A 24,159-nucleotide genomic window follows, 5' to 3' on the forward strand; every position below is an offset into this window, starting at 1 on the left:
AGGATCGGCGAGCGGGAGGGGGCTTCCGTAGGCGGTTGCTGTCGCCGTATCCTATATCATTCCTCCTCCAACACTCCCTAGCCGCAATCGAGAGGCTGAAGCGGGTCCCGCGAAAGCACCACTCCATGGGCGAGCCACTGGAACCGCGATCCGAGCAGGCGCGCGAGGTCGTCGACCGTCTGGAAGACGAGTACCCCGACAGCACGATCTCGCTACATTTCTCGAACCGTCTCGAACTACTGATCGCGGTGATCCTCTCCGCGCAGTGCACTGACGAGCGGGTCAACACGGAAACGGAGCACCTCTTTGCAAAGTACGACGGCGCCGAGGAGTACGCCGAGGTATCCCAGGAGGAGCTCGCAGAGGATCTGAACTCGATCAACTTCTACAACAACAAGACCTCCTACATCCGCGAGGCCTGCCAGATCATCGTCGAGGAGCACGACGGCGAGGTGCCGGACACGATGGACGAGCTGACGGAGCTGCCGGGCGTCGGCCGCAAGACCGCGAACGTGGTGCTCCAGCACGGCCACGACGTCGTCGAGGGCATCGTCGTCGACACGCACGTCCAGCGGATCTCTCAGCGACTCGGCCTGACAGAGGAGTCCCGGCCGCCGGCGATCGAGGAGGATCTGATGCCGGTCGTTCCGGAGGATCGGTGGGTGCAGTTCACGCATCTGCTGATCGACCACGGGCGAGCGGTCTGCACGGCGCAAAATCCCACCTGCAGCGACTGCGTGCTTGCGGATGTCTGTCCCTCGGCGAAGGCAGAGAGTGACGTCGACCTCGCGAGTGGCGAGCCCTGGTGAACAACTCTTTGCGCTCCAGACTCGGTGGACGAACCGATCTCAGAACAGGAGCACTTCCCACCGCAAGAGGAGCAACAGGAGGCCGAGCACCCAGGCGACGATCCAGGTGAGCAGGTAGCCGAAGACGCCGACGCGGAGCCGGAAACGCCACGCGCCCATGTTCTCGTGTAGTTCGCCGATGTCCACGTCCTGATCGGGATCCTCGTACAGCGAGTGTGCGCGCTTGGCGCGAAAGATGTGGAAGATCCCTGTGAGCGCAAAGAGTAGGAAGGCATAGGACTGTAATCCAAAGAACACGTGGACTGCCGTCGTCCCGGTGAACCCCTCGAGGAGTCTGGGGACCATCCAGGTGACGACCGGTGTGGTGGTGAGCAACAGCCCGACGGCGATATACCGGAGGTGGTGCATGAGCACCGACCAGGTGACGACCTCCGCGTCGATCACGATCCACGCGCCATAGAGGTAGAAGGGTAGACTCGCGGTGACGAGTAGCGCCACGAGGGTTGCGATCTCGGTCCTGCGTGGCACGCTGTCGAAGAGGCCACCGAAGCCCGACTGGAGGAGCCAGAACGGGACCTCCAGCTGCACGGGATCGACTGCACTCGCCGCGAAACCCAGCGCCATCGACCGGGGATTGGCACCTCCGGCGTAAAAAGGGAACAGACACGCCCCGAGGACTGGGAACGCCGCCGGACGCTGCAACGGAAGCGTCGGACGTGGGCTGGCGCCGAATCGTCACCCTAACGGCATCGCCGAACGAACGGTGCGGCAATGAGCGACGCGCCGGACCCGCCCTCGACCCCCGCCGACGCGGATGCCGCAGAATCACGGGGCGAAGGTGCCAACGGAGCTGACGAGGTGTCGGACTCCGAGGAGCTGGAGACGTTGCGCCGGCGCGTCGAGGAGGAGTACGATTTCGACGACTTCGGGCCCGCCGACATGGCCCAGATGGAGCCCGAGGAGTGGGACGCGGCTTTCGACGCCGACAGCTGGATTACCGGCGAGGCGCTGCTCGATCGCGTCGAGGCCGATCTCCAACACCGCGTGGCGACGCGGGACGTCTTCGCGGTCGTCGAGCGGGCCACGCACGAGGGCCAGCCCTGTCTGATCGCGTACACCGACTCCGGGTACGCGCTGGTCGAGCCCGACGGCTCCGTCGAGGGCTTCGGCACCGTGCTCCGGGATACGAAACCGGTCGTGGCGCTTTGCTCGATGGAGAGCTACGACGTGCCCGACGCCCCCGACGCCGACTTCCTGTTGCCCCACCCCGAGGAGGTCCCCGAGACCAGCGACGAGCTGGGGAACATGATGATGCAGGTCGTCGCGGGCGTACTATCTCTGGCTGGGATCTTTCTCGTGCTCGCGGCGCTCTATTCGTTCGCGGCGTCGTACGGTGCTCCCAGCGCCGGGGGGATCGCCAGTGCGGGTGGCGGGTCGCTCGCGGTGATGATCGTCGTCGGCATCGTGTTCGTCGGCGTCGGTCTCACGCTGTTTGCGACCGTCGCCAACGCCCGACTCTCCGATACCTTCCGCGCAGAGGAGTACCGCGAGCGACTGCGAAACATGGGACTCGACGACGGTGAACGACCGGCGTTCCTCCCGACGGAGTCCGGGACGCGTGAACTCTCCGAGGACGATCGTGGCGACGCCTGACCCCGCGACGAACTACTTTACAGCAGCCCGGAAATCGAACACCAACGCGACGTCGGGACCCGCCGTCTGGAAGCAGCAGCCGACTCCCGCCATACAGGGGGAATCTGGCACGCTCCAGGGGGTAAACCGGACGCCGCGGATCCGACCGCATCGGTGGGTTTAAGCGGGGCCAATCCCGAGCGTCAGGTTGTATGAAACGGCGGGACTTCCTCCGAACAGCCGGCGGGGCCGCGGGGGCCGCGGCGGCGACGAGCGCCACGGCGTCAGCGGCCGCGGCCGAGGGCGGAGTGGGTGCCATACAGGACGATGGCAACACGACGGGGCCCGGTGGAAACGATTCGTCCACTGGCGGCAACGGAACGACCACAGACGGTAATCAGAGCGATGGTGGTGGCAACCAGTCCGATGCCGGTGGCGGATCAGGCGGCGGGACCCAGGAGATCATCGTGGGCCCCGAGGGCGACATGTTCACCTTCTCTCCCTCGAACGTGACAATCGCGCCGGGAACTACCGTCACCTTCACTTGGGAAACCGACGGACACAACGTCGTACCGCAGAGCCAGCCCGAGGGCGCGAACTGGGAGGGCTACCCGGACGTCTCCGGAACTGGGACGACGTACGAACACACGTTCGAGACCATCGGCACCTACGAGTATCTCTGTGAGCCTCACGCGCCGGGAATGGCCGGAACCATCGAGGTCGCCGAGGGTGGCGGCGGTGGTGGAGGCGGTGGCTACGAGCCTCCGGACCCTGCCCACATGGGTATCCCCGTGCAGAAGCATTTCGTCGGCGCGCTCGCGTTCATGGGGATCTTCATGACGCTGGTGTTCACGTTCTATCTCCTGAAGTACGGCGAGTCCGCACACACTGCAGCACCCAACAAGAAGGACTAACATGGCAACGAAAGGAAGCAACTACGGCGACATTCACCGCTACGAACCCGCAGACGAGAGTGCCGGGGCCGCGGTGGCGATCGTCCTCCTCACGGTGCTGGAAGTCGTGTTCGTCGGGCTGTTCACGTACGGCCTCTTCGAGAGCTGGGGCGTCCGCGAGTCCGGGAACGTCTACCTGGGCCTGCTGCTCGGCCTCCTCTTCATCAACCTCGGCGTGATCCTCGCCATCTACCGGAAGGAGTTCCTCCCGGACGTGATGATCGTGAAGAAGCGCCGCCGGAAGTGGGAGGACCTCTACGTGAGTGAGGACGGCGCCGACGGCGAACAGCTCGGCGGCGACCTCGGTGAGAATCTCAAGCGCGCGATCTACCCCTACTACAAAAAGTAACAATGGACGACCCATACGACCAATATCCGGAAGACACGGATCGCAGGCGCTTCGTGAAGGGCGTCGTCGGCGCAGGGGCGCTAACGGGTGTCGTCGCTCCCGCTGCATCGATGATCGACAGTCTGACAGCACCGCCGGGCGCCGGTGGTGGCCCGACCGATTACATGGGCATCGAAAAGACCGGCGGCCCCGCGCCACGCGGGATGCCACAGATCCCACTCGAATACGACGACGAAGGGAATCTCAAGGGCATCTGGCCGGAGGTCGAGATGCAGCAGGTCGGCGGTCAGACGGTCCCCATCGCCGAGATGGAACTCGGCGGAAAGCTCTACTCGACGACCTGGTACCAGTACTGCGGTTCGCAGAACAATCCGGCAATCGAGCCCGACGCCGACCTCGACAACACGATCCGGTACACTGCGAACCCGGCATACGACTGGCAGTCCAACCAGGTCGAAGCTGGCGACCCGGTACGTGCCGAACACTTCTCGGACTACGATGGCTGGGGGAACGTCATCGGCGAAAGTGGGATCGGCAAGCCCGCGAAGGTCACCTGGCGCTCGACCGAACTCGAGCCCCGTGACCGCATCCCCGTTCAGCTGATCCGCAGCCCGCTGATCGAGGAGGCCGCAAAAGACGACGAGTGGCTCGAGGCGAGCACCGTCGACGGGTTCATCGCCATCCACAACCAGTGTACGCACTTCTGCTGCGTGCCGGGATACAAGGATCCGGGGCAGACCGACGCCATGGCGTACGGTGCCGGCGACTCGATCTACTGCCAGTGCCATCAGTCGGTGTACGACCCGTTCACGATCATCGAACAGGACTTCATCGCACTACCGCGGTCTGATTAATATGAGTCTGGAACGCACAGAAGAGTTCGACCGCGGCGACTGGCTCGAGGACAAGGAGCTCTCTCGCGTGGAGCGAGGCTACCTCCTCACGCTGATGTGGCTCGACAAGCGACTCCGCCTCGTCGACTATCTGGAGCTACTGGAGGACGCATACTACAAGACGAACCTCCAGATGCCCAAGAGCCACACCGAGCAGTATAACCTCGACAACAAGTTCTGGTACTGGTACCCGCTCTACTCGCTGGGATCGCTCTCGATAATCGCGTACGTGTTACTGGCGATATCGGGGGCGTTGCTCGGCTTCTACTACTCGCCATCTGCGACTTCCGCGGCCGGCGCCGACGCGACGATCGCCTACAACCAGATCGTGTTCATCCAGACCGATCTGAACTTCGGGTTCATGCTCCGGTCGATCCACCGGTGGGCGGCTCAGTTCATGGTCGCCGCGGTCTTCCTGCACATGATCCGCGTCTACTTCACGGGCGCGTACAAGGAGCCCCGGGAGCTGAACTGGATTCTGGGCGTCGTGCTCATCCTCCTGACGCTCCTGTTTGGGTACTCGGGCTACGTGCTCCCGTGGAATCAGCTCGCGTTCTGGGCCGCACAGATCGGTCTGGAGATGGCGCTGTCTGTGCCCCTGATCGGCGAGTGGGCTGCCCAGCTGCTGTTCGGTGGGTTCTCTCCGGGCGCGCCAACGCTGATGCGGATGTACATCCTCCACGTGTTCGTCCTGCCGTTCGTGGTAACGTCGCTCATCGCGATCCACGTAGGTATCGTCTGGATGCAGGGCATCGCAGAACCACACTGATCGACCAATGAACGAGAACACAAACACCAACGACGATCGAACGGCTGCCGAGACGGCCGAGGAGGCGGAGCTTCGCACGGACGGTGGTGAGGCGAGTGAAACGAGCCGATCCTCGTCAGAGCTTCGCACTGACGGTGGGGAGCCGAGCGACGAGAGGGGCCCCTCGTCAGAGCTTCGCACTGACGGTGGTGCGATCACGCCCGCGGACGACGACTCGCCGTCGTTCCGGGAGCGCAAGGAGCGCACTGACGGCCTCTCGCGGCTGACCTACGAGTATTTCGAGCGGTCCCGGCGGGAGGATCAGGTGCTGCGCGACGACTCCGACTACGTCGAGCGAGACGTTCTCGGATTCCCGGCGTGGCCCCACGAGATGATTCGGAACCTCTCGATCACGAGCTTCTTCGTGGGCGTCATTCTGTTCGTCTCGGCGACGATGCCGCCGCCACTCGAGGCGCCGGCGAACCCGACGTCGACGCCTGCGGTCATCCTGCCCGACTGGTATCTCTACTGGTCGTTCGGGATCCTCAAGACCCAGGCGCTCAACCTCGAGCTCGCTGTTCTGGGCGGACAGACCATCGCGACAGACCGGACTTTCGCAGTGCTCCTGCACGGTCCGATCATCGTGATGCTGTTCCTCGTGCCGTTCCTGAACAAGGGGAGCGCGCGACGGCCCGTCGAGCAGCCGTTCTGGTCGGCGGTCGGCGTGTTCGGAGTTATCCTCTCCTTCACGCTGAGCCTGCTGGCGATCAAGAACCTGATGGCGGCCCGAATCCCCATCTGGACCAGTCACATGCAGCTCTGGCTGAGCTTTGTCCTGCCGTTCATCGGGGCGACCATCGCCTACGCGGTCCTGAAGTCGATGCGGGAAGGGTACATGTACGACCTCAACCGACGGTACTACCGACTTCGACCGCCGCGATAGCGGATGTCCGATAGTTTCGACGGGTCGCAAGAGATCGATGATTCTGTGGACGCTGATTCACCGAGCAGTGATACAGAAGTAGCCGACGCCGACGGCGGCCGTCCAGAGGTCATCGTGCCGATGGATCTCTACAAGACCGTCACCGTGTTCTCGACGCTGCTCTCGATCGCGCTCGTCGTGGGTGGGATGATCGCACTGGACAGTGCAACGGCCCGTGCAAGCGCGCCTGCGGAGGACGTGAACCTCCCAGTCGCGATAGTCGGCGTCGGCGCGATCGTTCTGGGTGCGGCCATCTACGCGTTCGCCGCGCGGTTCCGTGCTGAAGGAATGGGAAACCCTAAAGATGCGGACGACGAACAGTAAATCGATGGCCGACGAATTCGTCAAGGGCTTCGGAATTCTCTCCGGTGCAGGCCTCATCTGGATGATCCTGGCCGGGTGGTACCGGACCCCCAGCTTCGGGGGGAAGCAGCTGACCGCCGAGGTGTCACCGGCGTCGAACATCTACGAGCAGATGGCGTACCTCATCATGGACGCGATGTTCTGGTTCATGATTCTGGGCCCGCTCACGTTCTGGGTGCTCATCCCGCTCGGCCGCCAGCTCTACGCTGGCTACCAGGCGCGCGGTCAGTAATCTTCTCTCCGCGGTCTTCGACGCTGTACGTTCGCTATGGATCGACTGCGGTCGCGGCTCACACTTTACCGATTCTTCCCTCAACATTCCCCGTCTCGTTTTCTTTCCCTCTATCCCCGGAACGTCTCGCCCAGGGGCGCGGATAGCCACTCCTTGCTAGTCGATGATCGCTGCTCGATGGTGCCCGTCCCTCGACGCCCTCTCAGCGACCCTCTCTCGAGACGAGAACGCACGTTTTATACCCGCGGCCGGGATACCGTTGCCCACGACTATGCCCGACTCTCATGGACCTCGCCGGGGAACCCGCGAGAAGCTCTCGAACGACCCACGACAGCGGGGAACCTCCCCGCCACAGCGGGCCATCGCCGAGTTCGACGAGGGGCAGTCCGTTCACCTCCGACTCGACCCCAGCGTCTCCGACGGCCGCTTCCACCCGCGCTTCAACGGCCACACTGGCGTCGTCGTCGGCGAGCAGGGCTCCGCGTTCAAGGTCCGCATCGACGACGGTGGCAAAGAGAAGACGATCATCGCAACGGCCGCGCACTTGACGGCACAGGAATGACGATTTTCAAGGAGACGATCGACGAGGAGTATCTGACGATCTCCGAGGCGAAGGAACTGCTCGAGGGCATCGAGGAGGGCCGCGCCGTCGACGAGGATCGCGAGATGCGCTACGAGCTCGCCCGCGCCGTCGAGCACGTCAACCGCTTCGCCGTGCTCGACGCCGAGGAGTCCGTCGAACTCGTCGAAGAGCTACAGGACCTGGAGAAAGTCGACGAGAAGACGGCCTACAAGATCGCGGATCTCCTGCCACAGAACCGCGACGAGCTCCGCTCCGTGTTCGCTCAGGAGCGATACACGCTCGAGGGCGACGAACTCGACGAGATTCTCCAGGTCGTCGCGAAGTACGCGTAAGTCGGGGGCCGTGCCGAGCTCCCGATTCGCTTTTTGAGTCCTCGATTCGTTTTCGCGGACGCTACTCGCGTCGACGTCCCCGATCTCCAGCCGATTCTTTAAGTGGTTACTCGCCGTACGGAACCTATTATGAGCGACACCGAGAGCGACGAGGAGATCCGTCGCGCGGTCGTACTCGATTATCTCCCCCACGGTCGAAGCGACGACGACCGACCGCAGTATCGCCGTTCTGCAGTTGGCTACGGCGTCGACACGCGTGACTTCCGGCTCTACGAGTTCGCACTCGCAGATGACGGCGACGCCTCGATCGGCGACGAGGTGGCCGTCGAGCCCTCCTCTGCGTGGGATGCGGTCGACCACGTCCGCGAGATCGAGTACGACGATCTCTCGAGTGGCGCTCGTTCGGAGCTCGATTACGTGATCGACGAGCTGCTCGAGGACGAGGAGGACCGGTTCGTCGCCGTCTACGACGACGCTGGCCCGGTGACGCTTCGCCTCCACCAGCTCAATCTCCTGCCCGGTATCGGCGACAAGCTTCGGGACTCGATCCTCGACGAACGCAAGCGGGGTCCCTTCGAGGACTTCGAAGACGTAGGCGAACGCGTCGACGGCCTCCACGATCCGGAGGACGTCATCCGCGAGCGGATCTTCGAGGAGATCACCGGTGAGGATCTCAAGTACCGTCTGTTCGCACGTCGGGACGAGGAGTGACTGCCTGGTCGTTGCTCGTCTCCGGTACTCGGCTGACGCTCCGTCCGTCGACGATCGTACTGTGCCGGAGCTTTAACGTCGGGCGACTGCCAACCCCGGGATAATGAGGGATCCAGACGGGCTGCTTGCTCGCGCCGGGGTGTCGGGGAACCCCGATCGCGACCAGCATTTCCTGGTCGACGACAGGGTGCTGGATCGGTTGCCCGGATATCTCGCTCCTGCTGTCGATCTCGATGACGCTACCGACGTCGATGACGAGTCCGACGGGCGACTTCAGGCGGCGGACTCGGCGCCCGACCGCGATGACGGCGTCGAGCACGTTCTCGAGATCGGGGCTGGGACTGGTGCGCTCACCGACAGACTGCTCGAGCAGTTCGATCGCGTGACGGCTATCGAGCGCGATTCGACGCTCGCGGCCTTCCTGCGCGAGGAGTTCGCCGATGCGATCGCAGCCGGTCGCCTCGACTTGATCGAGGGGGACGCGCTGACGGAGAGCTATCCTGCGTTCGACGCCTCGATCTCGAACCTGCCCTACGGCGCGTCGAGTGAGTTCATATTCCGGCTGCTCCCGACGGGGAAGCCACTCGTGTTCACCGTCCAGCGTGAGTTCGCGGACCGTCTGGTCGCCGAGCCGGGGTCCTCGGAGTACGGACGGCTGACGGTGAGTGCGGGCCACTACGCCGACGTCGAACTCGTCGAACCGGTGCCGCCGGAAGCGTTTTCGCCGCCGCCGGCCGTCGACAGCGCGATCGTCCGTTCGACACCGCGATCGCCGGAGTACGAGGTCGACGACGACCAGTTCTTTCTGGATTTCGTCAAGGCGGTCTTCACCCAGCGACGGAAGACGATGCGAAACGCGATTCGCAATACTGCGCACATCTCCGGGCTCGACGATCCCGATGCCGTGGTCGAGGCGGCCGACGACGACCTGATGAGTGCACGCCCGGGAACGGTGCCCCCATCGACGTTCGCAGCACTCTCCGTACTCGCGTCGACGGACGGGGTGGCCTGAGGTGATGTTCAGTCTGGGAGAGTCCGTCTCGAGCGTCGAGGCACAGGTCGCCGTCTCGGTCGTGATCGCCCTCGCTGCGATGGCTGGCGCCTACTTCGTACAGCGGCTTCGCCAGCGGCTCGCCGACAAGATCGCGCCGCTCGCGGTGGATCTCATCGGCTCGGCCATCTCGATCGCGATCGTCGTTGGCGCGCTCTTTGCCATCATCGATCTCTGGGGCCAGACGGAGTCGGTGGTCGAACAGTTCGGGCACCTCGAGTTCGAAGAACGGGCGCCCCTGATCGCAGTCACGATCGTCGTGCTCGTCGCCATACAGGTGTTTACGAGCGTCGCTCGTCGCTTGCTCGACGACGTCACCCAGGAGAGCGACGCGATGAGCGAGCACGAGCGGGAGATCAGCTATCGCCTCACCCAGATCGTGCTCTGGACGGTCGGCATCATTTTCATCCTCGGCGTCTGGGAGATCAATCTCGGTGGCCTGCTGATCGGGGCAGGATTCCTGGGGATCGTCGTCGGCTTCGCTGCACGCCAGACGCTGGGTGCGGCGCTTTCGGGATTCGTGCTCATGTTCTCGCGTCCGTTCGAGGTCGGCGATTGGATCGGCGTCGGCGAGGGTGCCGAGGAGGCCGAGGGCATCGTCACTGACATCACGCTGATGAACACGCGGATTCAGGCGTTCGACGGCGAGTTCGTGATGGTGCCAAACGACGTGATCGGAAACCGGATGGTCAAGAACCGCTCCCGTAAAGGGCGGCTTCGCATGGAGGTCGAAGTCGGCGTGGACTACGAGGCCGACGTCGAGCACGCTCGCGAGATCGCCACCGAAGCCGTCTCCGAGATCGACATGATCATGTCCGTGCCACGCGCCGAAACCGTCGTCAAGGAGTTCGACGACTCGTCGGTCACGCTGGGCGTTCGCGGTTGGATCGAACACCCTAGCTCTCGTCGCCGTTGGCGTGCGCGAACGCGAATGATCCGAAACGTCAAGAATCGGTTCGCAGAGGAGGGCGTCAAGATCCCGTTCCCGCAGCGGGAGCTTACGGGTCGCGAGGAGCAAGGTGGGTTCCGCGTGATGGGGGAGCCTGCGGCGGCTGGTCCGGCCGACGACACCGAACGCCGATCGGAGTCCGAACGTGACGGGCAGGGATCGAACGGATCGGACGAGGAATCTGACGACGCAACGTCGACCAGCGATCGTGACGCTACTGGCACGGACGGCGAGGGAACTGACGGTACCGGGAGCGAATCGAGCGACGGCACGGACGACGAAGAGGAGTGGCCAGCGGAGGACGCCGCCGAGGAGGACGACACGGTGGCGGCCGACGACGAGTCCTCCGCGTCGAACGACCGAGGGTGACCGACGTGTCCGATCCGAATCTCGCGGAGCGACGTGGGCAGACGGAGTCGGTCTACCAGCCAGCGGAGGACTCACGGCTGCTCGCGACCGCAGCGACCGACCACGTCGACGGTACCGATCGTGTCCTCGACGTCGGCACTGGTTCCGGCTACGTCGGCGCTCATCTCGCGAACGAGACGGGCGCCACCGTCATTGGCACGGATCTCAACCCGATCGCGTGCAGGCAGGCTCGCGAGCGCGGTCTCGAGGTCCTCAGAGCGAATCTCCTCGACGCGTTCGCAGCGGATACTGTCGACGTGGTCGTCTGCAACCCGCCGTACCTGCCGACGGATCCAGACGAGGAACGCTCCGACTGGATGGAGGTCGCACTTTCCGGTGGGGGGTCCGGGCTGAAGGTCGTGCGGCCGTTGCTCGCAGACGTCGGTCGTGTGCTTCGACCGGATGGATGCGTCCTCGTGCTCGTCTCCTCGCTGACCGGCGTCGAGTCGGTCGTCGAACTGGCCGCCGAGGCCGGCTTTTCAGCAGCGGCGGTCGCCGAACACTCCTTCCCCTTCGAGACGCTGACCGTGTTGAAGCTGCTCCGGTGAGTGCCGGTCTCGGCCCGACTATCTCGGTGCTCTCGGTGCTCTTGATACCCTCGATACCCTCGATAATCTTGTATTCTCGGTACTCTGGCACTACCGGTCCGTTCGAGAGAACTCTCCGCATGGCCCTCGCCCCATTTCGGACGGTGGGCTGCGGTTGAATAACTGAGGTGTATAAAATGGAAGAGCAAATATTAAAGCCCGTCATTACCTACGACCTACTACCATGACGGAACTCGTCTCCACGACGCCGGGACTGTTCCCGCTGCCCGACTGGGCGAAGCGGGATCTGGAGGGGTTAAAGGGCCATCAGAAGCACGATCTGATCGACGGCTCGGAAGGCGCCGAGATCACCGCAGTCTACGAGCAGGCGCGCGAAGAGGTCCTCTCCCAGCAGATCGACGCCGGCCTCGACCTCGTCGTCGAGGGACAGCTTCGCTGGGACGACATGCTCGCCCACCCACTCGCCGTCGCTGACGCCGTTGATACCCGCGGAATCGTCCGCTACTACGACAACAACAACTTCTACCGAGAGCCGGTCGTCACCGACGAACTCCAGGCAAGCGGCGACGTCGCTGCCGAACTCGAAGCGGCCGCCGAGGTCACGTGTGATCACGACGCTGGCCTCGCAGCGGTCCTCCCTGGTCCATACACGCTCGCGGATCTCGCGACGGACGAGCAGTACGGCGAGACGGCCGCGTTCGTCGATGCCGTCGGCGAGTTCCTCGCAGAGGAAGTCGCACAGTTCCCGGACGTGGAACAGCTGACGCTCCTCGAGCCGTCGCTGGTGCAGGCCGCTCCCGGTGATGGGCTCGACGAGCGAGCCAGCGAAGCGATCGACGCCGTCGCGACCGCGACCGACGCCGAGGTCGCCGTCCAGCCGGTCTACGGCGCACTCGAGGAGCGCGTCTACGCGCACCTCCTCGACGCCGACATCGACGCCGTCGGCTTCGATCTCGTCTCCGACCACGACGCGAACGTCTACAACGCCCAGGAGTACGGTGCGACCGACGACGTCCTGCTCGGGCTCGTCGACGGCCGCAACACGCTCGTCGAGTCTCCGGAGACGATCCGCGAGCGCGTCGAGTGGTTCCAGGAGCAGACGCCAGCCGCCGACTACGTTCGGATCTACGCGACCGCGAACACCGACCTGTTCTTCCTCCCGACGAACCGCTTCGGCGAGAAGCTCGAGGCGCTCGCTACCGCTGCCGCGACGACGGAGGTGGAAGCATGACGAAAGAGCAGTTCCGACCCGAGGACCACCCGAACGACCAGTTCCTGCTCACGACGGTCGTCGGCTCGTACCCGAAGCCCAAGTGGCTGAACCGGGTTCGCGAGCGCTGTCACCACCAGGAGGACGTCGATCAGGTCGAACTCGAGACCGTCGACGAGGAGACCCTTGCGGAAGCGGAGGACGACGCCTCCCGCCTCATCACGAAGGAGCACGAACGAGCGGGTCTCGACGTCGTCGTCGACGGCGAGATGCGCCGCACCGAGATGGTCGAGTACTTCGCCGAGCGCATCGAGGGCTACGAGTTCAACGGGCCCGTGAAGGTCTGGGGCCACAACTACTTCGACAAGCCCTCCGTCGTCTCTGAGGTCGAGTACGGCGAGCAGTGGCTCGTCGAGGAGTACGAGTTCACCGCTGACGTGGCCGATCGCCCCGTCAAGGTCCCGATCACGGGTCCCTACACGCTCGCGCGCTGGGTGTTCAACGAGCACTACGAGACGACCGCCGACCTGGCCAACGATCTCGCCGACCTCGTCAACGAAGAGGTCGAGAAGCTCGTCGACGCCGGCTGCCGGTACATCCAGATCGACGAGCCCGCACTCGCCCAGCACGAGGACGACCACGCAATCGTCGGCGAGGCCCTCGAGCGCGTCGTCGCCGACCTCCCCGAGGACGTCCGCATCGGGCTCCACGTTTGCTACGGCGACTACTCCCGGATCTACCCCGAGATCCTCGAGTTCCCCGTCGACGAGTTCGACCTCGAACTCGCCAACGGCGACTACGAACAGCTCGACGTGTTCACGGAACACGAGTTCACGGCCGACCTCGCGATGGGCGTCCTCGACGCACACGTCGCAGAAGTGGAGTCCGTCGAGGAGATCAAGGCAAACATCAAGAAGGGGCTCGAGGTCGTGCCCCCCGAGCAGCTCGTCGTCTCACCGGACTGCGGCGTCAAGCTCCTTCCCCGCGAGGCCGCCTACCAGAAGATGGCAAACATGGTCCAGGCCGCCCGCGAAGTCGAGGCCGAACTCGACGCTGGCGAGATCGAGGTTCGAGGGGCGGCACCGAGCGCGGACGACTGATCGAATCGCGGTTCCATTTTCGCAGTGCCGTCGCGGTGGTCAGACGATTCCCCTGACCAGCCCGCCAAGCACCCCGAATCCGACGCCGATCCCGACTGCGAGATAGAAGGGGAGTCCCAGCCCAACGGCGGGTCCGAGCGTCCCCGCCAGCAGCAACTGGACGGCCAGGAGCCCGACCACGAGCAGCCCGAAGCCGAGCCCGCGGAACACACCGCGGTAGGGATCTCGTGCGGGCAGTGCGACCAGCATCGCCCCGAGGACGATCCCGACCGGATCGATCGTGGCAGCCAGGATGCCGATGCCGATCCCGACGATAGTGGCGATCCAGCGGCCCTGCTGGTCGGCCCGGATGCGATCGAGCGCCGTCTGCAGGTCGTCGGTGGTGCTCACGCGTCCCCACCTCCCTCACCGGCAAACGTCGCGAACGTCGACCCGCCGTGGACGGCGGCCATCGACTTGTACTCGCCGTCGAGCCACATCGAGAGCTGGTCGTCGTAATGGTCGGAGAAGTAATCGCCGCTGTTGCCGCCCGGCAGGATCGCCGTGGAGTCGCCGTTCGGTGGCGCGATCATTCGCCAGCTGCTGCCGACGTCGCTGTCCACGCGAACGTTCTTCAGCGTCGCAGCGGAGCCGTCCGCCCTCGCAGCGTCGTAGCCAAGGAACCCCACGCCGAGTGGGTGGTCGATGCCGAGTTTGTTGACGTCGCCGTAGTCGTCGAGGCCGTCCTCGTCGACGTCGGTCGCCACGCGCTCGGCCGCCTGGATCAGTGCGTCCTCGCGTGCGGGAACGTCCGATCGATCGAACCACGGATCGTCGGCGGACAGCGTCAGCAGGATCCAGTCGTTCGGGAGCGGGCTGTCTTCGAGCCCGGCAGCGTCGTAGGGGTCTTCGAAGACGATCTCGCGGAATGCGTCGAGGAGCTGGTCGAAGAGGAGTGCACCGCGGGCGTCGGTCTCCATCCGGCCGTCCCACGCGTCGAGGGTCTCCGCGAGCGCGTCGGCGTCGCCCTCGAGTTGCGACCGAACGTCGAGGAGATCGGAGACGAGCAGTTCCGCGCGCCGATCGAACACGTCCTGCTGAACGTCGGCCATCGTCTCCATGTCGATCGTCGCTCCACCACCCTCTGCGCCGGCGACTGCCTCGTCGAGGCGTTCGTAGGCCCGCGCGCCGCGGAACGGGGCTGCGTAGCCGTCGCCGAGGTAGAAGCCAGGATCGTCCATCACGCGCTGGTTTGCGGTAGCGACGTAGTCGGGATTGACGAGCCCGGGTTTGTCCTCGAATTGCACGAACCCCTCCCAGGACGGCGTCCCGTAGGGCTCGAACCCCGACCATTCGCCCTCTCGTGCCGATCCGTCGAAGATTCTGTCTCCGCGAACCGCCTCACCGTCTCCACTGCCACCGTTCGCCCCGTCGTTCCGCCGAATCGGGATTCGTCCCGTCGTCCAGTAGAGTGTGTTCCCGTCCCGATCTGCGTAGACGACGTTCTGCGTGGGTGCGTCGAACCGCCGAAGCGCGGAGACAACGTCGTCGATGCCTTCGCTGTGGCCGAGATCGCGAACGGCGGCGAACGTCTCCGTTCCAGCGAGCCCGGTCCAGGCCACGGCGACTTCCTGATCGGCCTCCTCGACGACGGGGCCGTGGACGGTCTTGCGGCGCTCGATCGTCCGGTTGCTGCCGCCGTCTACTGCGATGGTCACCGTCTCCGTCTCGAACTCGCGCCACTCCTCACCGTACCGGTAGCGACCCTCGCCGTCGGTCTCGTAGCTGTAGTGATCGCAGACGTCCGCGCCGACGTTTGTGAACCCCCACGCGCCGGCTCCGTTTTCGCCGATGACGACGAATGGAGCGCCCGGGAATGCGACTCCTCGGGCTTCGTAGACTGGACACTCGACGTGTTGCTCGTACCAGACCGGCGGCGCCATCAGCGTCAGGTGGGGATCGTTGCAGACGATCGGCTCGCCGTGGGCGGTGTGGGCTCCCGAGACGAGCCAGGAGTTCGAGCCGACGCCGTCCGGTGACGTGAACTGCGAACACCACGCGGCCAGCTCGGCGCCGACGCGGTGGTCGCCGGAGCCGCTCTCCGTCGGCTCGGACAGTTCGTGGCTCCCCTGGGAATCGGATCGATTTACCGTCTGGTCCGATGCGGGGTGATTGGCAAAACCGACGCTGCCGAGGTTCCTACTGCTACTGCTGCTACTTCTACTGCTATTTCCGGCCATTCCGCCAGGAAGCTCCCGTGATCCCGATGCCAGCTCGCGATCGCGGAGGATCGGGGAGTCGTGATCCATCCGGTCGGGATACAGTCGTTCGACGGTATCCTCGCCGAACTCGTCGGCGACGACAGAGCGTTCGAGCGGCCGGAAGTTCCCGGTGAGCGCCCACGCGATCTGCTTCTCGACGAGCATGACGTCCGTGGCGGTCCACGGATCGGGCTCGTACTCGAGGAGTTCGAACTCGATTGGAAGCCCCTCGCGTCGCCGCGCGAGGTTGACGCCCTCGACGTATGCTTCGACGATCGGCTCCGTCTCGGTACCGCGGAGTCGCTCGACGGTCGCTTTCGCGGCGGCCGTGAAATCCATGCGCCGGTGGAACTCGTCGGTCTCGACCGTCGCGGAGCCCGCGACCGCCGAGAGCGTCCCGCGCATCTGCCGGCGCACGAGATCCATCTGAAACAGCCGGTCGGCGCCGTGCACGTAGCCGGTCGCGTACGCGAGGGCCTGTTCGTTCTCGGCTTCGACGTGGGGAACGCCGAACTCGTCTTTTCTGATCGTCGCGTCACCGTACGGACTCGAGAAGTCGCCGCCGATGTCCCGCTGTGCCGCCTCCCAGACGCCACCGGAGAGCGGCGCGAACTGGCGGAGGTACTGGCGGATCGTCGGGACTGCGGTCGCGGCGAGGCCGCCACCGAGTGCGGCACCGAGGACGGCTCTGCGTGTGCGATCGGCTACCACACTGCAGGATAGTCGCCCGGCTGTTTATAGCTGGGGCTGGCCGGACGGCCTCGCCGCTATCGAATCGAAAGAAACCGCGAAGAATCGAGTGACTGGCTACTCGTACAGCCAGGTCTCGTCGATGCGCTCGTAGTCGACCAGTTCGACCTCGTCGAAGAACAGGTCGATTTCGCGCTCGTTCGCGCCCTCGTCCTCGTGGTCGGAGCCGTGGATCACGTTCCGACCGAGGTCGAGCCCGTAGTCGCCCCGGATCGTACCGGGCTGTGCGTCCGCGGGATCGGTCGCGCCCATCATCCGACGGACCTGTCGCGTCGCGTCCTGTCCCTCCCAGACCATCGCGAAGACTGGTCCGGAGGTGATGAACCCGACGAGGTCGTCGAAGAAGGGCTTGTCCTCGTGCTCGCCGTAGTGGTCCTCGGCGAGATCACGGTCGATCTGCATGAACTTGCCCGCGACGAGCTTGAGCCCGCGTTCTTCGAGTCGCGAGACGATCTCGCCGATCAGCCCGCGCTGGACGCCGTCGGGCTTGACCATCACGAAGGTGCGCTCGCTCATTCCTCGTCGTCCTCCGCTTCCTCGTCAGCGGACGCGTCATCCTCGGCGTCGTCCGCATCTTCCTCGGAATCGTCTGCCTCCTCGGAGTCGCCCTCCTCGTCAGCAGCGTCCGCCTCGTCGGCTGCTGGCTCCTCGGATTCCTCGTCGGCCGCAGACTCCTCGGCCTCCGTTTCGCCTTCCTCGGCGCGGCGGAGCTCCTCGGCCTCCTCGTCCTGGATCCACTCCAGATCTCTGGGCTCGCGCCCGAGATCGGCGTTCTTCTCGCACTTCGAAGAGCAGTAGTGGATCGTGGCCCCGTCGGTACGCACGAACATGGTGCCCGTGCCCGGGGGAATCTCGTCGCCGCAGTAGTCGCAGTCTCGGGTCTGGGGCATCGTTACTGACCTCCGATGGAGTCGGCCTCGCGGGCCGTCTCGCGCAGCTGGAGCACGTCGCCCTCTCGGACGGGGCCCAGGACGTTGCGCGTGATGATGCGTCCCTGATTGTCGCCCTCGCGGATGCGGCATTTGACCTGCATGGCTTCGCCGTGCATGCCGGTCTTGCCGACCACCTCGATGACTTCAGCCGGCGTGGAACCGGCCTCGGACTCTTCGGCGCTCATGGGCGATTACCGGAGTTCCTCGACCTTGTCGGCGATGTCCTCGACGTCCTCTTCGGCGTCGCCGGCGTCGACGACGGCCGCGGCCGCGGAGCCGACCTCGAGGCCGGCGGCGTGGCCGACCTGGTCCTGCTCGTCGACGAAGACGAACGGGACGCCCTTCTCGTCGGCGAGCTCGGGGAGATGCATGACGATCTCCTCGGGCTGCACGTCCTCCGCGATGACGACGAGATCGGCGTTACCTCGCTCGATGGACTTTGTCGCCTCGTTCGTTCCCTTCTTCACCTGACCTGTGTCCCGGGCGACCTCCAGTGCCTCGAGGGCATCGTCCTGAAGATCGGCTGGAACGTCGAAATTGACGTATACTGGCATTGGATCACCTCCTGCACTCGGGCTCGGGCTCCCCTGCCGTCCCGGACGCCTCTTCGGCGTTCCGGGCCCGCCGTCAGCGGGCGTAGTCCTGTGTGGCTAGGAGCTTCATCAACCCGGTGCAGGCTGTACTCCATTCTATCGGAGGGGTCCATTAAAAGCGTGTTCAAAGACAGGCCGGCGTGACAGCGCTCCACACGCGCTATGTGCAGGGATACCGTGCTTTGTCGGTGGGTGGCTCATTCGACCGTGGCGATTGCGGTGGTGCGACGTCGTTTCGAGCGGGAAGGAGAGCGGGATAGAGAGTGTGAGGAGAGGGGTTTTGCGGGACTCCGAATACTGGGGAGCAGCGCGTGGGGATACACGATCCTTTGATCTCCCCCATCACCGCTGCCGGGACGGCAAATGCTATCGGCCCGGCGGCCGGACGGAGCGCCATGACGACACTCCAGACCGCGCTTGCTGGCGAGACGCCACCGCTCGTGACGCCCTTCGACGAAAACGGCGCTGTGGATCACGACGCGCTCGCGGCCGTGGTCGACCACGTCGAATCCGGTGGCGTCGACGGGCTCTTCCCCTGTGGCACGACCGGCGAGTTCGCGAGCCTGACTGCGGAAGAGCAGACCGCCGTGATCGAGACGGTCGTCGACGCGAGCGACGACGCTCCGGTCGTGGCTGGTGTTTCAGCGCCGGCGATCGACGACGCCGTGGCGAAGGCAGAGGCAGCCGCCGACGCTGGCGCGGACGCCGTCGTCTCGACCCCGCCGTACTTCCACACGTCAAAAGATCCGGCTGGCGTCGAGGCGTTCTTCGCGGCCGTCGCGGACCGATCGCCGCTTCCGCTACTGCTCTACAACATTCCGGTCTACGTCGGGAGCTCCATCGACGTCACGACGGTCGCCAGCCTCGCCGGCCGCGACGACGTGCTGGCGATCAAGGACTCCAGTGGCGACCTCGATTACACGCTCGACCTCGTCCGCGAGACGCCCGAGGACGTTCTCGTCCTGCAGGGGTACGACACCCTGCTTCTGCCGGGTCTCCGGACTGGCCTCGACGGTGGCGTGAACGCGCTCGCGAACGTCGTCCCGGAGGTCTTCGAGACGATCCTCGCGGAGCCACAGAGCGAGACCGCTCGTCGGGCGAGCGACGCGATCACGCCACTGTTCGACGCGTGCGACGATCACGGGTTCGCGAGCGTCTCCAAAGCGGGGCTCGTCCATCGCGGCGTCATCGACAGCGCCGCGGTTCGCCCGCCGCTGACCGCCGTTCCCGACGACGAGTACGACGTCGTTGGCGCCGCAATCGAGGAAGCACTCGACGCGATCTGAGCAGTGGGTGCCGGGGCTCCTCCAATCGACGGCCTCGAACGAACCACGTCCTTGCGAAACACCTTCTCCCCTTTCCGCGAACCACATTCTCCCCGAACCCTCTCCTCGAACCACCTACCCCGACAGTTCGCCGTCAGGACTGGTCGGTTCCAGCGTCGCCACCCGACTGGCCGCCCGGGAGCGTCTCGCCCTCCAGCGCCGGGGTCTCGTCCTCGTCGAGATACCGCGCCCGTTCAGTGAGCGCAACGTCCGTCCCGTAGAGGGAGACGAGCGGCTCGAACGCATCGCCGTACTCTCGCATGGCCATTCCCGTCGAGTGGTAGCCGAGGTCCTCGGCGACGGCGTCCCAGTTCCAGGTCTGCAGCGCCTTCCGGACGAGCAGTCGCTGGGCATCGGCGTCGAGCGCCTCCGGATCGAGCGGATCGATCAGGTGGCGCACTGCCAGCGAGCGGAAGGGGCCGGGAGCGACGTCGGCGAGCCCCGGGCCGTAGGACGCGCCGGTGACGACGCGCCACTCCCAGTCGGTCAGATTGAGCGGTGGTGCCGCGGTCGCGTCGGTCGTGCGGAGCGCGGCCCGCACCACGTCCGGATCGGCGTCCTCGAGCGCGTCGCCGAGCACGTCGCCGATTCGGCGGCCGAACCGCCGCGCGGTACGATCGTGGAGCTCCTGGCCGACCTCGGAGATCGGATCGACCATCAGCGCGGAGTACTCGCCGCTGCGATCGTTACGCGTCGTCGCGAGGTGGACGGTCCGGTAGCCACAGCTCGCCCAGAACCGCAGGAGTCCAGGGGTCGCACCGTAGCCGACGCCGAGCCAGTCGAGACCGCTCCCCTCCCGCTCGGATTCCGGCGGCGTCGGTGCGTCGGTCCACTCCGGCAAGCCGTCGGTCGCTTCGGTGCGGAGCCGGGCCAGCAGGCGAGAGCCGAGCCCGCGCCGCCGCGCAGCCGGGTGCGTCGCGATGCGTAGCACGCGGGCGCCGACGGGCACCGCCGCGCGCTCGTCGCGAAGCTGGCTCGTGAATACGTCCGGAAGCATGTGGCCGCGGATCCGTTCGCCGTCGTACATCCCGGCGCGTCGCTCCGGGCCGAGACCGCCCTCGCGCGCCAGCAGCGCGACCGCGGCGACGTGGCCGTCCTCGACCAGCGCACGCACAGCGACGTTCGGCGCGTCGAGCACCCGCGCGAGGTCGTCGGGCTCGGTGCGGTAGTGCGCGAGCACGAGCAGGCCGAACGCCTCCCGAAGGAGGTGCTCGTCGGCGAGGAGGTCGTCCGGCGGCAGCCGACGGTACTCGACGCTTCCGGGGGTTGCGTCCTCGACGACCTGCTCGACGGCCGGCCGCGCGTCGAGCAACAGTGCGTCGAAGGCCCAGGCTTCGATGGGATCGCCGGCGGCGTATCGGATCGGTTCGTCGAGGCGGCATTCGGTGACCTCGTGGCGTCCCTCCGCCAGCCGATCGCGGAAGCGAACGGAGAACCCACGTCCAGCGCCCTCGTAGCCGTGGATCGTCGTCGCGAACGCGATCCGGTCCGCGGCGAGCAGCGCTTCCAGTCGCGTCACGGGAAGTGCGGCGGCTTCGTCGACGATCACCACGTCAGGGCCGGTGCCCCGGACATCGTCGTCGCCGTCGGTCGATCCGTCGGCGACGGCGGCCACTGCGTCGGCGGGATCGAGGAACCGAATTCGGCCACCTTCGGCGACGTCGGGTGCGTTTCTGTCGGTCTCCGCTCCGTCCTCTCCGCCTGCCTCTCCTCCTGCCTGTTCACTGGCCTCTTGTGCCTCCTCGTCACCGTTGCCGTCGGACGGTCCGTCGCCGGATACCTCGGCAGCCGAAGGGACGCGCAGCTCCGTCGGCGGATCGCCGTCGGTGGCTACCTCGAGATCCAGATCCGCCAGCAGCTCGCTCGCGCGCTCGAAGATCGCCTGCGCCGCGTCGTACTGCGGTGCAGTGACGAGAACGTCCTCGCCGCCGGCAGCGAAGGCGCCCGCCGCGAGCCCTGCGGCGCTGGACTTCCCCCGGCCCCGGTCGGCTTCGAGCACGACGGCGGACGGGCTGGTTTCGAGCGCTTCGAAGGCTGCGAGCGCCTTGGCCTGGTCGGTCGTAAGACAGCGGTCGTAGGCGGCTGCCGGGAACGACGTCCCAGTCGGCTTGCCGCCGTCCCGTCCGTCTTCGAGCCGGGGCGCGGGATCGGTCAGACCGTCGTCCTCGACCCACTCACCGTCGACGTCGACGATCGCGATACCGCGGTGTACCTGGAGGCGCTCGAGGAACCTGCGCTTGAATCGGCCGCCGACGTCGCCGGCGTCGAACGGCGGCACGGCGAGGCGTTGATCGAAGCCGTCCCGGTGCTCGGCCCACTCCGAAAGCGGGGGCGCGAGGAAAACGAACAGTCCACCGCCGTCGACGGCACCGACGACCTGCCCGACGGCGTTCGGTCGGAGCGCGTCGTGCGTATCGAAGACGACCGCCTCGCGGGTCGTCCCGAGCAGCGTCTCTGCGCGGTCGGTCGCGATCGTGTCGGCTGGAAGCTGGTTGGGCGGGCCGACGACGGTCACGTCGCCGAAGTCGATGTCGGCCGCGCCGAGGACGAGCCGGGCTGCTTCGAGGCCAGCCTCGCGCTCGCCGGCGAGAACGATCCCGCGGCGTTCCTCCGAGCGTTCTGCTTCCGATCGGAGCGATCGTGCGAGTGCCGCGAGGTCCATGGGCACACTCACTCGCGGGAGCCACAAGGACTTTTCTCTCAAGTGGGTTGTCGTGGGAACTACCGGTCGGCAGTGTCGCCGGGAGCCCGTTTCCGATTACTCGACACCTTCGCGTTCGTCCATCGGGTCGCGGACGTCTCCCATCACGGTCTCCAGTGCGTCGGTTACCGTGAGGAGCCCCACGAGTTCGCCGTCATCGCGGACGAACGCCAGCTCCTGGCTCTCTCGCTGGAAGGCGTCGATGGCATCGCTGACGGTCACATCGGCGTCGAGCCACAGCGGCTCGTGCGCCAGCGACTCGAAGTCGACCTCGTCGTTCGTGAGCGCCTCCCGGTGGTCGAGGAGCTCCGGCACGTAGAGGATTCCCCGGAAGTCCTCAAGACCGTCGCCGACGACGGGGAACCGGGTGTGCGGGCTCCCGGCGATCCGCTGGAGGTTCGTCTCGTACTCGTCGTTCGTCTGAATCGCAAGAATGTCCTCCGGCGGAACCGCGATTTCGCCGATTGGGCGTTCACCAACGGTCATCGCGTTGAGGATCTCCGTCTGCCGTTCCTCGGGAAGGTCCCCTGCCTCGAGGACCTCGTCCATCCGCGCGTGGAGTTCGGCGCGAGACTCGATCGTCTCGACCTCCGTTTCGAGCCACTCGCCGGACATCTCGACGCCGAACAGCGCGAGCGTCTTCTTCGCGATCCAGTCGCCCATGGTGATGATCGGTGCGATCGAGCGGTAGAAGTAGTAGAGCGGAGTCGCGCCGTACCGACAGACCGTCTTCGAGCGCTCGACGCCGAGATAGGTCGGCGTCTGCTCGCCGTGGGTCAGGTGGACGAGGTTGATGATCAGGAAGGCGAGGATCGCTCCCGCGCCCACCGAGGCGAGTGCCGTGTTCTGGAAAATCGGATGGAAGAGCGCGGCGAGGGCCGGCTCGGCGACGATCCCGACGGCGATACTGGACGCCGTAATCCCCACCTGACAGCTGGTGAGATAGAGCTCCAGATCCTGGGTCATCTCCCACGCGCGGCGCAGTCCCGGTTCGTCGAACTCCTCTTCGGGGTACTGTCTGGCGCGGGTCAGTGCGAACTCGATCGCGACGAAGAAGGCGTTAGCGAGGATCAGCGCCAGCCCTGCGACCAGTCTGAGTGCGATCTCCAGTGTCGAGATGGCCATCGTATCGGGCACGTCGAACAGGAGTCGGATAAATCACGGCAACTCGGTCTCACGCTACGGCACCTGGATGCAAAGTACTCTCCTCGAGTACGTCACCGTCGCTACAGGCGAATCCCCCGTTGCTACGAGCGAGCCACAGCAGCCCGAAGTGGATTGACGGTACTCCGGGATGGCTCTGAAGCAGCTGCGAAGACTCTCCCGTACGCTGTGATAGTAGAAACCCGGAGGGTACCGTGTGACGTGCAAACCGGTGTGGTTCCCGGTACGACGTCGATCGCAGGACGCTACCAGCTGTCCCGACAGAAGAGCCTTCAGACCGGCTGAATGCGGTTCGTGGTTGCATCGTACTCGACGATACCGTGCGATTCGAGCTTCGGCAGATGCATGTGGTGGAGGGTCACGCGGATGCGATCAACCGACGTTGCGTCGCTCGCGTCACACCCGTCTTCTCTGTGAGCGACCTCCGTCGCTACTGTGGACAGGTCCACCGCAGTCCTGTATCCAGCGAGCACGGACAACACGGTACGACGACGCTCGTCCATCAACAGCGCGTGCCGTTCGCTTTCGGTCAACTGTGCGATACTCGGATACGCGGTCGTGATTGTAGTCTTCGTCTGGGACATGGTGAGTCACCTGGTGT

Annotated in this window: 28 protein-coding genes; 18 read left to right on the top strand and 10 right to left on the bottom strand. The window is 65.5% G+C overall.

Annotation, left to right across the window (positions count from 1 at the left end):
* Window positions 1-125: 125 nt before the first annotated feature.
* On the top strand, window positions 126-809 hold the full coding sequence (nth, locus tag MXF70_RS08745) for an endonuclease III (RefSeq protein WP_248515240.1): 684 nt from the start codon (window positions 126-128) through the stop codon (window positions 807-809).
* A 39-nt stretch (window positions 810-848) separates the two neighbouring features.
* Here the strand turns inward: nth and MXF70_RS08750 are convergent, their stop codons facing one another.
* A complete protein-coding gene (locus MXF70_RS08750; protein ID WP_375140846.1) occupies window positions 849-1,337 on the bottom strand; it encodes a DUF7321 family protein in 489 nt (162 codons plus the stop codon).
* 243 nt (window positions 1,338-1,580) lie between these two features.
* Here MXF70_RS08750 and MXF70_RS08755 point away from each other — a divergent pair, with 243 nt between their 5' ends.
* From MXF70_RS08755 to MXF70_RS08830, 16 genes are all read left to right on the top strand, one after another.
* Entirely contained in the window at window positions 1,581-2,462 is an 882-nt protein-coding gene (locus MXF70_RS08755) for a DUF7319 domain-containing protein (RefSeq protein WP_248515242.1), read from the top strand.
* Between the two features lie 191 nt (window positions 2,463-2,653).
* Entirely contained in the window at window positions 2,654-3,355 is a 702-nt protein-coding gene (locus MXF70_RS08760; protein WP_248515243.1) for a plastocyanin/azurin family copper-binding protein, read from the top strand.
* Window position 3,356: 1 nt separating this feature from the next.
* Window positions 3,357-3,743 carry a DUF7318 family protein gene (locus MXF70_RS08765; protein WP_248515244.1) on the top strand — a complete coding sequence of 129 codons (387 nt, stop codon included), beginning with the start codon at window positions 3,357-3,359 and terminating at the stop codon, window positions 3,741-3,743.
* Between the two features lie 2 nt (window positions 3,744-3,745).
* Window positions 3,746-4,597, top strand: a complete 852-nt coding sequence (locus MXF70_RS08770) for a Rieske (2Fe-2S) protein (protein ID WP_248515245.1) — start codon at window positions 3,746-3,748, stop codon at window positions 4,595-4,597.
* 1 nt (window position 4,598) lies between these two features.
* The gene (locus tag MXF70_RS08775; protein WP_248515246.1) at window positions 4,599-5,405 is read left to right on the top strand and encodes a cytochrome b; all 807 of its coding nucleotides are present in this window, start codon (window positions 4,599-4,601) and stop codon (window positions 5,403-5,405) included.
* Between the two features lie 7 nt (window positions 5,406-5,412).
* On the top strand, window positions 5,413-6,327 hold the full coding sequence (locus MXF70_RS08780) for a cytochrome b family protein (protein WP_248515247.1): 915 nt from the start codon (window positions 5,413-5,415) through the stop codon (window positions 6,325-6,327).
* A gap of 3 nt (window positions 6,328-6,330) precedes the next feature.
* The gene (locus MXF70_RS08785; protein WP_248515248.1) at window positions 6,331-6,690 is read left to right on the top strand and encodes a DUF7315 family membrane protein; all 360 of its coding nucleotides are present in this window, start codon (window positions 6,331-6,333) and stop codon (window positions 6,688-6,690) included.
* A gap of 4 nt (window positions 6,691-6,694) precedes the next feature.
* Window positions 6,695-6,961, top strand: coding sequence for a DUF7314 family protein (locus MXF70_RS08790; protein ID WP_248515249.1), 267 nt, complete (start codon window positions 6,695-6,697; stop codon window positions 6,959-6,961).
* Window positions 6,962-7,232: 271 nt separating this feature from the next.
* Window positions 7,233-7,523, top strand: a complete 291-nt coding sequence (locus MXF70_RS08795; protein ID WP_248515250.1) for a 50S ribosomal protein L21e — start codon at window positions 7,233-7,235, stop codon at window positions 7,521-7,523.
* Entirely contained in the window at window positions 7,520-7,876 is a 357-nt protein-coding gene (locus tag MXF70_RS08800; RefSeq protein ID WP_248515251.1) for an RNA polymerase Rpb4 family protein, read from the top strand. Before MXF70_RS08795 ends, MXF70_RS08800 begins: the two co-directional genes overlap by 4 nt.
* Before the next feature lie 129 nt (window positions 7,877-8,005).
* Window positions 8,006-8,587: a DUF655 domain-containing protein gene (locus MXF70_RS08805; RefSeq protein WP_248515252.1), complete on the top strand. Its 582-nt coding sequence runs from the start codon at window positions 8,006-8,008 to the stop codon at window positions 8,585-8,587.
* Window positions 8,588-8,690: 103 nt separating this feature from the next.
* On the top strand, window positions 8,691-9,599 hold the full coding sequence (rsmA, locus tag MXF70_RS08810; protein ID WP_248515253.1) for a 16S rRNA (adenine(1518)-N(6)/adenine(1519)-N(6))-dimethyltransferase RsmA: 909 nt from the start codon (window positions 8,691-8,693) through the stop codon (window positions 9,597-9,599).
* 4 nt (window positions 9,600-9,603) lie between these two features.
* On the top strand, window positions 9,604-10,956 hold the full coding sequence (locus tag MXF70_RS08815) for a mechanosensitive ion channel family protein (RefSeq protein ID WP_248515254.1): 1,353 nt from the start codon (window positions 9,604-9,606) through the stop codon (window positions 10,954-10,956).
* Window positions 10,953-11,543 carry a HemK2/MTQ2 family protein methyltransferase gene (locus MXF70_RS08820; protein ID WP_248515255.1) on the top strand — a complete coding sequence of 197 codons (591 nt, stop codon included), beginning with the start codon at window positions 10,953-10,955 and terminating at the stop codon, window positions 11,541-11,543. The genes MXF70_RS08815 and MXF70_RS08820 overlap by 4 nt, the downstream gene beginning before the upstream one ends.
* A gap of 223 nt (window positions 11,544-11,766) precedes the next feature.
* Window positions 11,767-12,774 carry a 5-methyltetrahydropteroyltriglutamate--homocysteine methyltransferase gene (locus tag MXF70_RS08825; protein ID WP_248515256.1) on the top strand — a complete coding sequence of 336 codons (1,008 nt, stop codon included), beginning with the start codon at window positions 11,767-11,769 and terminating at the stop codon, window positions 12,772-12,774.
* Complete coding sequence (locus MXF70_RS08830; RefSeq protein WP_248515257.1) at window positions 12,771-13,853, top strand: methionine synthase; 1,083 nt, start codon at window positions 12,771-12,773, stop codon at window positions 13,851-13,853. Before MXF70_RS08825 ends, MXF70_RS08830 begins: the two co-directional genes overlap by 4 nt.
* Before the next feature lie 39 nt (window positions 13,854-13,892).
* Here MXF70_RS08830 and MXF70_RS08835 read toward each other — a convergent pair whose 3' ends face one another.
* The 6 genes from MXF70_RS08835 to rpl7ae form a co-directional block, all read right to left on the bottom strand.
* A complete protein-coding gene (locus tag MXF70_RS08835; protein ID WP_248515258.1) occupies window positions 13,893-14,243 on the bottom strand; it encodes a hypothetical protein in 351 nt (116 codons plus the stop codon).
* Complete coding sequence (locus MXF70_RS08840) at window positions 14,240-16,804, bottom strand: penicillin acylase family protein (protein ID WP_248515259.1); 2,565 nt, start codon at window positions 16,802-16,804, stop codon at window positions 14,240-14,242. The genes MXF70_RS08835 and MXF70_RS08840 overlap by 4 nt, the downstream gene beginning before the upstream one ends.
* 96 nt (window positions 16,805-16,900) lie before the next feature.
* On the bottom strand, window positions 16,901-17,359 hold the full coding sequence (ndk, locus tag MXF70_RS08845) for a nucleoside-diphosphate kinase (RefSeq protein ID WP_248515260.1): 459 nt from the start codon (window positions 17,357-17,359) through the stop codon (window positions 16,901-16,903).
* Window positions 17,356-17,733, bottom strand: a complete 378-nt coding sequence (locus MXF70_RS08850; protein WP_248515261.1) for a 50S ribosomal protein L24e — start codon at window positions 17,731-17,733, stop codon at window positions 17,356-17,358. Before MXF70_RS08850 ends, ndk begins: the two co-directional genes overlap by 4 nt.
* 2 nt (window positions 17,734-17,735) lie before the next feature.
* On the bottom strand, window positions 17,736-17,960 hold the full coding sequence (locus MXF70_RS08855) for a 30S ribosomal protein S28e (RefSeq protein ID WP_020445117.1): 225 nt from the start codon (window positions 17,958-17,960) through the stop codon (window positions 17,736-17,738).
* Window positions 17,961-17,966: 6 nt separating this feature from the next.
* Window positions 17,967-18,329, bottom strand: a complete 363-nt coding sequence (rpl7ae, locus tag MXF70_RS08860; RefSeq protein WP_248515262.1) for a 50S ribosomal protein L7Ae — start codon at window positions 18,327-18,329, stop codon at window positions 17,967-17,969.
* Between the two features lie 434 nt (window positions 18,330-18,763).
* Between rpl7ae and MXF70_RS08865 the strand changes: the two genes are divergently transcribed.
* Window positions 18,764-19,654, top strand: coding sequence for a dihydrodipicolinate synthase family protein (locus tag MXF70_RS08865; protein WP_248515263.1), 891 nt, complete (start codon window positions 18,764-18,766; stop codon window positions 19,652-19,654).
* Window positions 19,655-19,787: 133 nt separating this feature from the next.
* On the opposite strand, the gene tmcA is transcribed toward MXF70_RS08865, so the two are convergent.
* From tmcA to MXF70_RS08880, 3 genes are all read right to left on the bottom strand, one after another.
* Window positions 19,788-22,355, bottom strand: a complete 2,568-nt coding sequence (gene tmcA, locus MXF70_RS08870; protein ID WP_310736343.1) for a tRNA(Met) cytidine acetyltransferase TmcA — start codon at window positions 22,353-22,355, stop codon at window positions 19,788-19,790.
* 96 nt (window positions 22,356-22,451) lie between these two features.
* A complete protein-coding gene (locus MXF70_RS08875; protein ID WP_248518378.1) occupies window positions 22,452-23,513 on the bottom strand; it encodes a CNNM domain-containing protein in 1,062 nt (353 codons plus the stop codon).
* A gap of 317 nt (window positions 23,514-23,830) precedes the next feature.
* A complete protein-coding gene (locus tag MXF70_RS08880) occupies window positions 23,831-24,142 on the bottom strand; it encodes a DUF7344 domain-containing protein (RefSeq protein ID WP_248515264.1) in 312 nt (103 codons plus the stop codon).
* Between the last annotated feature and the right edge of the window lie 17 nt (window positions 24,143-24,159).

The organism is Salinarchaeum laminariae (assembly GCF_023204835.1).
Lineage (GTDB): Archaea > Halobacteriota > Halobacteria > Halobacteriales > Salinarchaeaceae > Salinarchaeum > Salinarchaeum laminariae.